Origin of the sequence: Marinobacter sp. HL-58 (assembly GCF_001314605.1) — a bacterium.
GTDB lineage: Bacteria > Pseudomonadota > Gammaproteobacteria > Pseudomonadales > Oleiphilaceae > Marinobacter.
In genome coordinates this window covers 54549-68715 of sequence record NZ_LIHP01000007.1, presented here as the reverse complement: position 1 = coordinate 68715, position 14167 = coordinate 54549, and the positions used below count along the sequence as shown (strand labels likewise).

Here is a 14167-nt window from a genome sequence, read left to right as displayed (position 1 = left end):
CGTTTTTGTCAGAAAGCGGACTCATACCAAGGTCCGCTTTAGCCATGGCCCCGGCGCTGCTATCTTTGTCCAAAATTCTGGTTTGGCGGCTTACATTCCCGCCATGCAAGCAAATGATGGAACATCATGAACCCTAACTATCTGGATTTCGAACAGCCTATTGCCGACCTTGAAGCCAAGATTGAAGAGCTTCGCATGGTGGGCAACGATACCGACATCAATATTACCGACGAGATCAGCCGGCTCCGTAAAAAAAGCGTAAGCCTGACTGAAAGCATCTTCTCGGATCTCAAGCCCTGGGATGTTTCCAGACTGGCGCGCCATCCCCGGCGGCCATATACCCTGGACTATGTGGAGATGATCTTCGACGACTTCGACGAGTTGCACGGCGACCGTCGATACGCCGATGACCAGGCAATCGTTGGCGGCACCGCTCGCCTGGAAGGAAAGCCGGTGATGGTAATTGGCCACCAGAAAGGCAGGGAAGTGCGCGACAAGGTCAAGCGCAATTTCGGCATGCCCCGCCCGGAGGGCTACCGCAAGGCCCTGCGGCTGATGGAAATGGCAGAACGCTTCCGCATGCCCATCCTCACATTTATCGACACGCCGGGTGCCTACCCGGGCATCGGTGCCGAGGAGCGCGGGCAGAGTGAAGCCATTGCGTTTAACCTGGCGGTGATGTCGCGTCTGAAAACGCCGATTATCTCCACCGTGGTGGGCGAAGGCGGCTCCGGTGGTGCGCTGGCCATTGGCGTGTGCGATCAGTTGAACATGCTGCAGTATTCCACCTATGCGGTTATCTCGCCGGAAGGCTGTGCCTCGATTCTGTGGAAGAGTGCGGAATATGCCTCCCAGGCCGCAGAGGCCATGGGTGTGACTGCTGATCGCCTGAAAGACCTCGGCCTGGCAGACAACGTCATCACCGAACCGCTGGGTGGCGCCCACCGCAATCCGGAAAAGATGGCGGAATCCCTGCGGGCAACCCTTAGCAAGGGCATTGCCGAACTCCAGCGGCTGCCCCTGGATGAACTGGTGTCCCGCCGCTATGAGCGGTTGACCCGATATGACACGGGCCGGTAACCCCGGCTCCGGATCTGACTGGCCGGCGGCCCTCTGCGCCCCGGTCAGGAACCTGCCTTCCCATTCACGCTTGCGAGTTGCCCTCAGCGGCGGGATGGATTCTGTTCTGCTTCTTCATGTTGCTGCCAGCCTCTTTGCCGGGGATGGGCGGTTGTCCGCCGTGCACGTGAATCATCAGTTGCAGCCCAATGCCGGGCAAAGCGAACGTTTCTGCCAGCAGCTCTGTGACGCCCTCGGCGTGCCCCTGGATATCCGGCGGGTGGAGGTTTCTGGTATTGAAGACAGCCGCAGGCACTCTGGCGGGGGGATTGAAGAGGCTGCCCGCAATGCCCGCTACCAGGTATTCGAGGAAATCCTGACCCCCGGCGAGTTGCTTTTGATGGCTCATCATGGCGACGACCAGGCGGAAACGGTGCTGTTCCGTCTGCTGCGGGGAACCGGCGTCGCCGGGCTGGGGGGCATGCCACGTTCGCGACCTTTGGGCCAGGGCATGTTGTACCGGCCACTGTTGGATTTCAGTCGCGACGAACTCCAGGCCTGGGCCATGGAGAACAGTATCGGCTGGGTCGATGACCCCAGCAATACCGATGAGCGTTTTGATCGTAACTTTCTTCGCCTGTCCGTCATGCCCCTGCTCAAGGCACGCTGGCCGTCACTGATCGCCCGCATCCGGCACAGTGCCGGCGCCTGCCGTGAGAGCGACCAGCTGGCCGCAACGCTGGCAGAGCTCCGCTTCCGGCAGTGCGCCAATGACCAGGGTGCCCTGAACACGGGTTGCCTGGCGAACCTGGCGGTGGCGGAGCAGAAGAATCTGCTGCGCTGGTGGATCCGGCATTATCGCCGGGAGCCTCCGACAATAGCCGACTGGCCGCAGGTACTGAACGAATTGCTGACGGCTCCGGCCGATCGGGAGCCGGAAATCCGGGGCGACGGCTTTGCCGTTCGGCGCTATCAGGGATACCTGTATCTGGTTCCGGACCGGGCGCCACTGCCTGCGGGCAGACTCCCCCTGGTTCCGGGGCAAGCGGTGGAGTGGGGCGAATGGCGGGTGACGCTGAGCGCCGCCGGTGAACGCAAATCACCGGCGCCGGATATACGGATATCTACGAGGGCAGGGGGTGAGCGCATTCGGCCAGCCCCTGATGGCCCCTCGAAATCCCTCAAGAACTGGCTGCAGGAGAAAACCATTCCACCCTGGGAAAGAGCCCGGCTGCCGCTGCTTCTGGAGGTAAAAGACGGCAATGAAGAAGTGGTCGGGGCTGGCGACTTGTGGCTTTCCGGCAAATACTGTGGAGAGGCCCCGGCCAGTGGCTGGCGGATTGTTGTGGAGCGGGAATGTAATTGAGAAGGCGGGGCCTTTCTGGTAGTCTGGCGTCCCATCTTGAGATGACAATCTCCCTCCTTCACCGAACCAGACAAATCACGGAATCTGCATGACGCGTTATATTTTCGTCACCGGCGGTGTCGTGTCCTCCTTGGGGAAAGGTATCGCATCAGCCTCCCTGGCCGCGATCCTTGAGGCACGCGGCCTGAAGGTCACCATTCTCAAGCTGGACCCGTACATCAACGTGGACCCCGGCACCATGAGCCCGTTCCAGCACGGTGAGGTTTTTGTCACCGAAGATGGCGCGGAAACCGATCTGGACCTGGGGCACTACGAGCGGTTTATCCGCACGCCGATGTCACGCCGGAACAACTTCACCACCGGCCGCGTCTACGAGGAAGTCATTCGCAAGGAGCGCCGTGGTGACTACCTTGGTGGCACGGTTCAGGTCATTCCCCATATCACGGACGAAATCAAGCGTCGTGTGGTGGAGGGTGCATCCGGTGCCGATGTGGCGCTGATCGAGATCGGTGGCACCGTGGGCGACATCGAATCGCTGCCCTTCCTGGAGGCCTGCCGTCAGCTGAAAGTGGAAGTGGGTTCCCAGCGGGCCCTGTTCATGCACCTGACTCTGGTTCCCTACATTGCCACTGCGGGCGAGATCAAAACCAAGCCTACCCAGCACTCGGTGAAAGAAATGCGCTCAATCGGCCTGCAGCCGGACATCCTGCTGTGCCGTTCAGAGCACGAGGTGGATGCCAGCTCCCGCCGCAAGATTGCACTGTTTACCAACGTGGAAGAGCGGGCGGTTATTCCCCTGCAGGATGCCAAGTCCATCTACGCCATTCCCCGCATGCTCCACGAATTCGGCCTTGATCAGCTGGTCATCGAGCGTTTCGGTATTGATGCCAGCCCGGCTGATCTGAGCGAATGGGATGCGGTCGTCGAATCCCTGATGAATCCGGAACATGAAATCGTTGTTGCCATGGTCGGCAAGTACATGGAGCTGCTGGACGCCTACAAGTCTCTGATTGAATCGCTCCTGCACGCCGGTATCAAGACCCGTACCAAGGTCCGAATCAATTACATCGACTCCGAAGACATCGAGCGTGACGGTACCGGCGCACTGGCCAGTGCCGATGCCATCCTGGTGCCAGGGGGCTTTGGCGAGCGCGGTGTGGAAGGCAAGATCCGCACCGTGCAGTATGCCCGGGAAAACAAGGTCCCCTACCTGGGTATCTGCCTGGGTATGCAGGTGGCCGTTATCGAATATGCCCGCAATGTGGCTGGTCTGAAAGATGCCCACAGCACGGAATTCCGTGAGCACACACCGGAGCCGGTGGTGGGCCTGATTACCGAGTGGCTGGATGCCAGTGGCGAGAAAGAAGAGCGCACCGGGGAGTCCGATCTTGGTGGTACCATGCGCCTGGGCGCCCAGGACTGTATCGTGTCCGAAGGTTCCACCATCGCCAAATGCTATGGCCGCAAGACCATCCGCGAGCGCCATCGCCACCGTTTCGAGGTGAACAACCATTTCCTGCCCCAGCTGGAGGGCGCCGGCCTGAGAATCTCCGGCCGCTCTACAGACGGCAAACTGGTGGAAGTGGTGGAAGTGCCGGATCATCCCTGGTTTGTAGCCTGCCAGTTCCACCCGGAATTCACCTCCACCCCCAGGGATGGCCATCCGCTGTTCAAGGGTTTTGTCGAGGCAGCCCTGGCCCGTAAAAAGGATTCCTGATCATGGCCCAGAGTACGGTTAACGTCGCGGGAATTGAGGTCGCCAATAACAAGCCATTTGTGCTGTTTGGCGGTATGAATGTACTGGAATCCCCGGAAATGGCCATGGAAGTGGCCCAGGCGTATGTCGAGGCTACCGGCAAACTTGGTATCCCGTATGTATTCAAGGCCTCCTTCGACAAGGCCAACCGCTCGTCGGTGCACTCTTTCCGTGGTCCGGGCCTGGAGAAGGGCCTGCAGATCCTGGCGGACATCAAGAGCAAATTCGGCGTTCCCATTATCTCCGATGTTCACGAGCCGGCCCAGGCAGCACCCGCGGCGGAAGTCTGCGACATTATCCAACTGCCAGCCTTCCTGAGCCGCCAGACCGATCTGGTGGTGGCGATGGCCGAAACCGGTGCCGTCATCAATATCAAGAAGGCCCAGTTCCTGGCACCCCAGGAAATGAAGCACATCATCAAGAAGTGCGAAGAGGCCGGTAACGATAAGGTGATCCTGTGTGAGCGGGGCAGCAGCTTCGGTTACAACAACCTTGTCGTGGACATGCTTGGCTTCGGCATAATGAAGTCGATGAATGTGCCGGTGATGTTTGACGTGACTCATTCGCTGCAGATGCCGGGTGGTCGCGCTGATTCGGCGGGGGGGCGTCGAGCCCAGGTAACCGACCTGGCGCTGGCGGGCATGTCCCAGGGGCTGGCCGGCCTGTTCCTTGAGGCACACCCAGATCCGGATGAGGCCAAGTGCGACGGCCCCTGTGCGTTACGGCTCAGTCAGCTAGAGCCGTTCCTGGCGCGTGTAAAAGCCGTGGACGACCTTGTTAAAAGCTTTGAGCCACTCGATACCGCCTGATGGGCGGTTTTTGCGTTCCAGAAGGACTATGGGAGTGAGCGGGAACGGCCCTACGAAAATGTGCGGAGCCATGGATGGCGGAGCCCAAGCGCACAGGGATGTGCTTGTAGCGTTTTTCGTAGGGCCGTTCCCGCTCGCTCTTACTCCCAATTTTGAAATCAAACTTGGAGACAAAGAAGAATGACCAAGATTGCCAACATTAAAGGTCGTGAAGTTCTTGATTCCCGCGGGAATCCAACAGTGGAAGCCGACGTGATTCTTGAAGATGGAACCGTTGGCAGTGCGTGTGCGCCTTCCGGTGCGTCCACAGGTTCCCGTGAAGCGCTGGAGCTTCGGGACAAGGACGCAAGCCGCTATCTGGGCAAAGGTGTTCTGAAAGCTGTTGATGCGGTGAACACCAGGATTCGTGATGCCCTCATTGGTAAAGATGCAGCTGATCAGCGGGCTCTGGACAACATCATGCTGGAGCTGGATGGCACCGAGAACAAAGCCAATCTGGGCGCCAATGCGATTCTGGCGGTTTCCCTGGCAGCCGCCAAGGCGGCCGCTGCGTCACTGGGCAAGCCGCTGTATGCGCACATTGCGGATCTGAACGGCACTTCCGGCAAGTACAGCATGCCGGTGCCGATGATGAATATCCTCAATGGCGGCGAGCATGCTGACAATAACGTTGATATCCAGGAGTTCATGATTCAGCCGGTGGCGGCCAAGTCGTTTGCTGAGGCGCTGCGTATCGGTGCGGAGATTTTCCATGCGCTGAAGAAGGTTCTTAACGGTAAAGGCCTGAACACGGCGGTGGGTGACGAAGGTGGTTTCGCACCGGATCTGCCTTCCAACGAAGGCGCCCTGGCGGTGATTCAGGAAGCGGTGGAGAAGGCCGGTTACAAGCTGGGTACCGATGTGACCCTGGCCCTGGACTGCGCCTCTTCCGAGTTCTACAGGGATGGCCAGTACCAGTTGTCTGGCGAGGGCAAATCCTTTGATTCTGCCGGTTTCGCCGATTACCTGGCGGGCCTTTGTGAGCGTTATCCGATCGTGTCCATCGAAGACGGCATGGATGAGAGTGACTGGGACGGCTGGAAAGTTCTGACCGAGAAGCTGGGCAGCAAGGTTCAGCTGGTGGGCGACGACCTGTTTGTCACCAACACCAAAATCCTCAAGCAGGGGATCGACAAGAGCATTGCCAACTCCATCCTGATCAAGTTCAACCAGATCGGCAGCCTGAGTGAAACCCTGGATGCCATCAAAATGGCCCAGGATGCGGGCTACACGGCGGTGATTTCACACCGCTCCGGTGAGACCGAGGACACCACCATCGCTGACCTGGCGGTGGCCACCTGTGCTGGCCAGATCAAGACCGGCTCTCTGTGTCGCTCGGACCGGGTTGCCAAGTATAACCAGTTGCTCCGTATCGAAGAGGCGCTTGATGGCAGTGCGCCCTATCGTGGCCTGAGCGAGATCAAGGGCCAGGGCTGATTTGCCGGGCACCAGGGTTGGTTGTCGGGAGGGACACCGGCAGGCAACCTGCCCCGAAAGGCCATCGTGGTTGTTAAAAACGACACCACGATGGCCTTTTTGTACAAGTGGTTAGCAGAACTTGTTGCTAATCTACACTAAGGTCTATACTTAGTGTCCGGTTGTTGCCTCGTAAACGGAATTTGCAATGAAGTTGCTCTGGTCGATCATGATTATTCTTATTCTCCTGCTGCAGGTTCGCCTGTGGGTCGGGGAAGGTAGTTTTGCCCAGGTATGGGGGCTGGAAAAGGCCATTGCCGAGCAGCGTGAGGAAAATGCCGAGCTGGCAATCCGTAACGAGCGCCTGTACGCCGAAGTCCGCAACCTTCGTGGCGAGAAAGGGGCGGTCGAGGAACGTGCGCGAATGAACCTGGGGCTGATCCGTAACGATGAAACCTTCTTCCTGGTGGTTGAGCAATAATCAGCCACACGCCAGACCTTCCAAAGCCGATCACCCTCATGAGTAAACCCCGCTACTGGCTGATTGTTCCCGCCGCAGGTTCCGGCCAACGAATGCAGGCCCACTGCCCCAAACAGTATCTGCGGCTTGATAACCGGTTTGTTGTCGATATCACCCTTACGCGTCTGCTGGACTATGCCGCTTTTGACGGATGCATGGTGGCCATCAGCCCCGACGACCCATGGTGGGAGGGTACCGATGCCAGCAAGGACCCCCGCATACAGACCTGTGGCGGGGGCTCGGAACGCGCCCATTCTGTGCTGGCGGCTCTTGACGGGCTATCCGGGCAGGCAGCGGATGACGACTGGGTGCTGGTTCATGATGCGGCCCGCCCCTGTCTCCATTGCGACGATCTTGGGCGTTTATTGTCTGACCTGAGGGATCATCCGGTGGGCGGTCTGTTGGCAACACCGGTGGCTGACACGCTCAAGCGCACCAGGCCCGGGAGCTGTGAGGTTGAGGCAACGGTGGATCGCCGTGATCTATGGCGCGCCATGACACCCCAGATGTTCCGCTTTCGGACACTGAAGCAGGCGCTCGGAAGTGCAATTGAATCCGGATTTGCGGTAACCGATGAGGCTTCGGCGATCGAGTTTTCCGGGCTCAATCCCTGTATCGTGGAGGGGCGGCCGGATAACATAAAAATTACCGTACCCGCTGATCTGGCCCTCGCCGATTTTATCTTGAAAAGGAACTGACACTATGCGAATCGGGCAAGGTTTCGACGTCCATGGTTTTTGCGAAGGTGATTTCGTAACCCTCGGCGGCGTCCGTATTCCCTTCAGCCATGGGCTCAGGGCGCATTCGGACGGCGATGTGTTGCTCCATGCCCTGGCTGATGCATTGCTCGGTGCCGCCGCACTCGGGGACATCGGCCATCTGTTCCCGGATACCAGTGCGGAGTGGGCCGGCGCTGACAGCCGGGACTTATTGCGCAGAGTCGTCGAGCAGGTTGCGAACGAGGGATATGTGATTGGCAATGTGGACGCCACCATCATTGCCCAGGCTCCGAAAATGGCACCGCATATTGAAACCATGCGCCTGAATATTGCCGAGGACCTTGGCGTGCCTGTGAGCAGAGTCAGCATCAAGGCAACCACCACTGAGAAGCTTGGCTTCACCGGCCGGGGTGAGGGCATTGCCTGTCAGGCGATCTGTCTGCTTGAGACGGTGTCTTCATGATCGATACCCCCGGGAAAAATCCACTGACGTCCGGCTGGCGTCTTGACTGGCCTGTCTCTGGTGGCCGGAGAGTGGCCAGTGCGGTGTTGAAGTCTGTTGTGGATGACTTTTCCGTGGATGAGGAGCTGTCGCTACCGGATATGCTGTCGGCCGGTGGCGAGCATCTGTACATTCGGCTGGAAAAGCGCGGAGACAATACCGATTACGTAGCCCGGCAACTGGCTGCGCTCTCTGGCTGTCGACATTTCGATGTGGGCTTTTGCGGGCTGAAGGACCGTCATGCAGTTACACGCCAATGGTTCAGTGTTTACCGGCCCGGTCAGGAAGCCGACGATGTCACGTTCCTCTCAGACGTTGCCCGGACCTGGCCTGTTATTGAGCATCACCGGCAGGCACGGAAGCTGCGCCGGGGCGACCACCAGGGCAACTTCTTCCGTCTGATGCTCAGAGAGGTGTCGGGAGACAGGGATGCCATTGACAGGGCACTGACCCGGGTACGGGACGAGGGTTGCCCCAACTACTTCGGGCCGCAGCGGTTTGGCCATAACGGCGCCAATCTTGACCGGGCGCTGACCATGGACCCGTCAAAACTGAATCACCGCGGCGCACGCGCTGCCAAAAAGCGGGGCAGAGGGCGTTCGACCGCTGGCAGTGGCGACAGTAAAAACGTATTGTACTTTTCGGCGGCACGCTCCTGGTTATTCAACGAGGTGCTTGCCTGGCGGATACAGAACGGCAACTGGCAGGAACCCATGGAAGGCGAGCCCGGTGCCGGTGAAAATCAGGATATAATGATCACCGGGCCGCTATGGGGTGACGGAGGCACGGATGCCGTATCCGTGCAGGGCGAGATGGAGCGTGCAGTAGTTGCGGAGTATCCGGGCCTGGTATCGGTGTTCGCAACCACGCGCATGAAACCGGAGCGGCGGCCGCTGAAGATGATGCCGAAAGCACTCCAATGGCATTGGCACGGAAATGACCGGCTGGAGCTGACATTCTGGCTGTCGCCGGGACAATACGCGACGACCCTGCTGAGCGATGTGTTCGACATAACCGATGCAACCAGAGATACGGGAGAGGGCTGAAGCTTCCCGGTCAGAACAAGGGGCACAAGACCCCGATAATAAAATGTCCGGCCCTCCTTATCCGGTTATCCGGCTTCGAGAGATGGCAGCGGGTACTCAAGGCTAGCGGAGAAAATTGTGCGAATTCTGTTGTCCAACGATGATGGCGTTCATTCCCCGGGATTGCAGGCTCTGTATGAGGGGCTTGCGGGCTTGGGGGATCTGGAAGTTGTGGCGCCGGACCGCGACCACAGCGGCGCCAGCAATGCGTTAACACTGAACCGTCCATTAACGGTCGAGGATCACCCTAACGGGTTCCGCTCGGTTGACGGCACACCCACGGATTGCGTCCACCTCGGGGTGAATGGTCTGTTTGATGAGCCGTTTGACCGGGTGGTGTCAGGCATCAATACCCACGCCAATCTTGGCGATGACATCATATACTCCGGCACTGTCGCTGCGGCTACGGAGGGCCGTAATCTGGGTTTGCCTGCCATTGCGGTATCACTGGTCAATGAAGGGCGCTTTCATTATGAGACCGCCGCCCGGGTAGTGCGTGTGCTGCTGGAAAGCAAAGACCCCCTGACCCTTGGCCCCCGATGCATCCTGAATGTGAATGTTCCCGATGTGCCCTGGGAGCAGATCGCGGGGTTTCGTGTGACTCGTCTGGGCCACCGTGATCGTGCCGAAGGCGCCGTACCCATGACCTGCCCCCGGGGCAAGGCCCGTTACTGGATAGGAGCTGCCGGTGAAGGCAGCGACGCCGGCCCGGGTACTGACTTCCATGCCGTGCGCGAGAACTACGTGTCGATTACTCCTGTTCACGTCGACATGACCAGGCATGAAGTGCTTTCACCCCTGCGGGAGTGGGTTGGCCTGCTGTCGGAAAGGGAGGGGCGATGATGGTGGCAGAAATCGATGGTATCGGCATGACATCCCGCCGAACCCGGATGCGCCTGATTCAGCGGTTGAGGGAGGCCGGCATTAGCGACGAGCAGGTATTGCAGGCCATGTCCGATACACCGCGACATATTTTCCTGGACGAAGCCCTTGCCCACAGGGCCTATGAAGACACGTCACTCCCTATCGGTTACAGCCAGACTCTATCCCAGCCCTATATTGTGGCACGGATGACGGAAGTGTTAGTGCGCCACAAGCCTCGCAAGGTGCTGGAACTGGGTACCGGTTCCGGCTATCAGACCGCCATACTGGCGCGACTGGTGGACCAGGTGTTCAGTGTTGAAAGGATCAAACCGCTTCAGGACAGGGCGCGGGACCGGCTGCGCCAGCTTGGCCTGCGTAACGTCATGCTCAAGCACGCCGACGGTGGTATGGGCTGGCCGGACCAGGGGCCTTTTGACGGCATCATTGTGACGGCCGCTCCCAGGGACATCCCCCCGGAGCTCAAGGATCAGCTGTCCGACGGTGGGGTTATCGTGGCCCCGATTGGCGATGGCACCCAGATGCTGGTGGAAATGGTCCGCCACGGTGACCGGTTCGAAACCACCGACATCGAGCCGGTGCGGTTTGTTCCCTTGTTGGGTGGAGTTGTACGTTGACCCCGGAGTCTCAGGCACAAGACGCGACTGAAACCGCCCGCACCCACCATCCATTCACTGTGTTTCTCCGGGGTGTGGCCATGGGAGCGGCGGATATCGTCCCTGGGGTTTCCGGCGGCACCATTGCCTTCATTACCGGCATCTATTTTCGCCTGCTGGAGGCGATTGGCGCGGTTCCCCAGGCAGTTTTCAGGTATCTGCTGCGGGGCCGGGTAAAGGCATTCTGGCAGGCCTGCGACGGCACCTTCCTGCTCAGCCTGCTGGCGGGCATTCTTGGCAGCATTGCCACCCTGGCCTCTGCGATCAGCTATATCCTGGCTGAGTATCCGATTCTTGTATGGAGTTTCTTCTTTGGCCTGATCGTGGCCTCTGTCTGGCATGTGGGCCGTCAGGTCCGGCACTACGTGCCGGCACTGATTCTGCCGCTGCTGCTCGGGACAGTGTTTGCGTGGTGGGTGACCACTTTACCGGCCAGTCCGGTTGCCCCTTCCTCCCTGATATTTTTTGGAGCCGGTGCCCTGGCCATCTGCGCCATGATTCTTCCAGGCATTTCCGGCAGTTTCATTCTGGTCTTGCTGGGGATGTATGTTCCGGTGCTGGATGCCATACGGGCACTGGAGTTTGGCACCATACTGATCTTTGGCGCTGGATGCCTGGTTGGGCTGCTTTCTGTTGCAAGGCTGATAACCTGGGCGTTCAGGCGTTTTCATGACACGGTGCTGACTTTGCTTATCGGGTTTATGGTCGGGGCACTGAATAAAGTATGGCCCTGGAAGGAGACCCTGAGCTGGCGGACCAACAGTGCTGGCGAGCAGGTGCCCCTTAACGAGGCGAGTGTCGGGCCGCTGGGCTATGCTGAGATGACCGGTCAGGATCCGCAGGTGCTGCTGGCCGCGCTTTGCGCGGGGGCCGGCCTGTTACTGGTGCTGGTGGTGGAGTGGGCAGGAAGCCGGAGAGATGCTGCCTGATAGGCCTTGGGGCTGGGCTGAATTCCGGTCGGATTTGAGAGCCGGTTCACAAGACTATCGAGACGAAGTGTTACTTTTTGCTCACCAAAGGTGTTTCTGGCGGTAACAAATACAACAAGCGGGTAACTTGGTTTCCCTCGCAAAATGTGCAATAAATTAGCAGGTTACTTACAACACTTAATAAGCTTCCGTATTTTTTATACGAATTTCCAATAACGGGCATATTTTTATTCTTTTCAGATCAGTGCGTGGGTTTATTATCGCTGCAAAAGCAGTTCTCCCGCGGCTCCCCTCCGGTGCCCCTGTCTCTCCGTGTTCGCAAAAACCGGAGGGCGGTCGTACCTGGCTCTGGTTACTGCTGAGCCTGGTGCTGGTTCCCTTTCTGCTCACGGGTTGCAATACCCAGGCGCTCTATCAGGACGACATATACAACCCGCCGGTCTACTGGGGCAGGCATGTGGTCAAGCAGGGCGAAACCCTCTACAGCATTGCCTGGCGGTATGGACGCGACTACCGGGAGCTGGGAGATGCCAACAACATAAAGCCGCCATACAGCATCAAGACAGGGCAGGTGCTCAGGCTGGATGTTCGCGGTACTGTAACATCGTCCGGCGACAATAAGCGCAGTAGCAAGCCGGTGGCCTCATCATCGCCGAAGCCTGCTGCCCCGAGCACTTCTCGTCCGCAGGCACCCAGGCAGGAACCGAAACCGAAGGTCTCTAAAGCTCCGGACAAGGAATCGCCCTTGAAAGGGCAGACTCAGACCGTGGCCAGTATCGACTGGCGATGGCCGCACGTTGGCACCGTAATTGCAGGATATTCAACATCCGGGAAAGTCAATAAAGGTATTGATATTGCTGGAAAAGAGGGAGACTCTGTAAGGGCAGCGGCGAGTGGTAACGTCGTTTACGCCGGTAGCGGATTACTGGGCTACGGCAACCTGATCATAGTGAACCACAACGAGCACTATTTGAGTGCTTATGCACATAACCGCAAGATTCTGGTGCAGGAAGGGGAGGATGTAAAAGCCGGACAGGTCATCGCTGAACTGGGAAACAGCGGAACGGATCGACCCAGGTTACATTTTGAGATCAGAAAAAATGGCAGCCCTGTCGACCCTGCGCATTATCTCCCACCCCGATGAGACGGGCCTGCGAGAGAACCTGATACCGGCATCAGAGACAATTGAAACCAAACAACAAGAATTGGCGGTTTATCGCCGCAAGCTAGCAATAAATGACCTGAACAAGAAATCGAATAAACAGCAGGCGCTCGCAATAACAAGAAGACGTGAGCGAATATCCAGGATCATTGAAAGGCGGGGCAAGAGTTATGTCAGCAGATCATGAAGAACTCATCATCGATCGTGTATCCGACGTCGAGGATGCAGACGAGCAGTTGTTAGCAGAAGACAAAGTAGATGAAAAAGAGACCGCGGAAGTCGAGGCGGTTGAAACAGAAGATGACATTCCGGCCCAGGGCCGTTATTTCACCAGTCAGAAACAGCTGGACGCCACTCAGCTCTACCTCAACGAAATTGGATTTTCTCCCCTCCTGACCCCTGAAGAGGAAGTCTATTTTTCACGGCTTGCCCGCAAAGGCGAAGAATCCGGCCGAAAGCGCATGATTGAGAGTAACCTGCGCCTGGTGGTCAAGATTGCGCGGCGTTATGTAAACCGGGGTCTGACTCTGCTGGACCTCATTGAGGAAGGCAATCTGGGCCTGATCCGGGCGGTGGAGAAGTTTGATCCGGAACGTGGTTTCCGCTTCTCCACCTACGCCACCTGGTGGATTCGCCAGACCATAGAGCGGGCCATCATGAACCAGACCCGCACCATCCGTCTTCCCATCCATGTGGTCAAGGAACTGAACCTGTACCTGCGCGCCGCCAGGGAGCTGACCCAGAAGCTTGACCACGAACCGTCTGCGGAAGAGATCGCAAAGATGGTGGACAAGCCCGTGTCTGACGTCAAACGGATGCTGGGGCTGAACGAACGTGTTGCCTCCATGGATACCCCCATCGGCAGCGGTGGCGAAAAGTCGCTTCTCGATACCGTTGCGGACGAAGGGGCATCAGACCCGGCTGACCTGCTGCAGGACAACAACATGTGTTCCTGCGTCGAGAAGTGGATTGACCAGCTCAGCGACAAGCAGCAGGAAGTCCTGTCCCGTCGGTTTGGCTTGCGGGGTTATCCCATCAGTACTCTTGAGGAAGTGGGCCAGGAAATCGGCCTCACCCGGGAGCGTGTCCGCCAGATCCAGGTGGAAGCGCTTCGTCGTCTCCGCGAGATCCTGGAAAAAGAGGGACTGTCCGGAACCATGTTGTTCAAATAACAGGCGTAGTACCTAAAAACCGGCCCGTTTGCAGCGGGCCGGTTTTTTTTGCATCGCCAAATGAGAACCAGCCCGCGTAAGCGTCCTTTCGCTCC

14 protein-coding genes are annotated in these 14167 nt (G+C 58.4%); all 14 read left to right on the top strand.

Features of this window, described 5'->3' with window-relative positions:
- Positions 1–126: 126 nt before the first annotated feature.
- Positions 127–1080: an acetyl-CoA carboxylase carboxyl transferase subunit alpha gene (gene accA, locus HLUCCO03_RS06510; RefSeq protein ID WP_027831643.1), complete on the top strand. Its 954-nt coding sequence runs from the start codon at positions 127–129 to the stop codon at positions 1078–1080.
- Positions 1064–2425 carry a tRNA lysidine(34) synthetase TilS gene (tilS, locus tag HLUCCO03_RS06505; protein WP_027831644.1) on the top strand — a complete coding sequence of 454 codons (1362 nt, stop codon included), beginning with the start codon at positions 1064–1066 and terminating at the stop codon, positions 2423–2425. Before accA ends, tilS begins: the two co-directional genes overlap by 17 nt.
- 88 nt (positions 2426–2513) lie before the next feature.
- A complete protein-coding gene (locus HLUCCO03_RS06500; protein WP_027831645.1) occupies positions 2514–4142 on the top strand; it encodes a CTP synthase in 1629 nt (542 codons plus the stop codon).
- A gap of 2 nt (positions 4143–4144) precedes the next feature.
- A complete protein-coding gene (gene kdsA / locus HLUCCO03_RS06495) occupies positions 4145–4990 on the top strand; it encodes a 3-deoxy-8-phosphooctulonate synthase (RefSeq protein WP_027831646.1) in 846 nt (281 codons plus the stop codon).
- 180 nt (positions 4991–5170) lie between these two features.
- A complete protein-coding gene (gene eno / locus HLUCCO03_RS06490; protein ID WP_027831647.1) occupies positions 5171–6466 on the top strand; it encodes a phosphopyruvate hydratase in 1296 nt (431 codons plus the stop codon).
- A gap of 187 nt (positions 6467–6653) precedes the next feature.
- Complete coding sequence (locus HLUCCO03_RS06485; RefSeq protein WP_027831648.1) at positions 6654–6926, top strand: septum formation initiator family protein; 273 nt, start codon at positions 6654–6656, stop codon at positions 6924–6926.
- A 38-nt stretch (positions 6927–6964) separates the two neighbouring features.
- Positions 6965–7663 (top strand): 2-C-methyl-D-erythritol 4-phosphate cytidylyltransferase, encoded by a 699-nt coding sequence (gene ispD, locus HLUCCO03_RS06480; RefSeq protein WP_027831649.1) that lies wholly within the window; start codon positions 6965–6967, stop codon positions 7661–7663.
- 4 nt (positions 7664–7667) lie between these two features.
- Entirely contained in the window at positions 7668–8147 is a 480-nt protein-coding gene (gene ispF, locus HLUCCO03_RS06475) for a 2-C-methyl-D-erythritol 2,4-cyclodiphosphate synthase (RefSeq protein WP_027831650.1), read from the top strand.
- A complete protein-coding gene (truD, locus tag HLUCCO03_RS06470) occupies positions 8144–9232 on the top strand; it encodes a tRNA pseudouridine(13) synthase TruD (protein ID WP_027831651.1) in 1089 nt (362 codons plus the stop codon). Before ispF ends, truD begins: the two co-directional genes overlap by 4 nt.
- 117 nt (positions 9233–9349) lie before the next feature.
- On the top strand, positions 9350–10114 hold the full coding sequence (gene surE, locus HLUCCO03_RS06465; RefSeq protein ID WP_027831652.1) for a 5'/3'-nucleotidase SurE: 765 nt from the start codon (positions 9350–9352) through the stop codon (positions 10112–10114).
- Positions 10114–10770: a protein-L-isoaspartate(D-aspartate) O-methyltransferase gene (locus tag HLUCCO03_RS06460; protein ID WP_027831653.1), complete on the top strand. Its 657-nt coding sequence runs from the start codon at positions 10114–10116 to the stop codon at positions 10768–10770. The genes surE and HLUCCO03_RS06460 overlap by 1 nt, the downstream gene beginning before the upstream one ends.
- A gap of 80 nt (positions 10771–10850) precedes the next feature.
- Positions 10851–11738: a DUF368 domain-containing protein gene (locus HLUCCO03_RS06455; protein ID WP_081813619.1), complete on the top strand. Its 888-nt coding sequence runs from the start codon at positions 10851–10853 to the stop codon at positions 11736–11738.
- A 367-nt stretch (positions 11739–12105) separates the two neighbouring features.
- On the top strand, positions 12106–12882 hold the full coding sequence (locus tag HLUCCO03_RS06450; RefSeq protein ID WP_292016639.1) for a peptidoglycan DD-metalloendopeptidase family protein: 777 nt from the start codon (positions 12106–12108) through the stop codon (positions 12880–12882).
- A gap of 188 nt (positions 12883–13070) precedes the next feature.
- Positions 13071–14072 carry an RNA polymerase sigma factor RpoS gene (gene rpoS, locus HLUCCO03_RS06445; protein ID WP_027831656.1) on the top strand — a complete coding sequence of 334 codons (1002 nt, stop codon included), beginning with the start codon at positions 13071–13073 and terminating at the stop codon, positions 14070–14072.
- Positions 14073–14167: the final 95 nt, after the last annotated feature.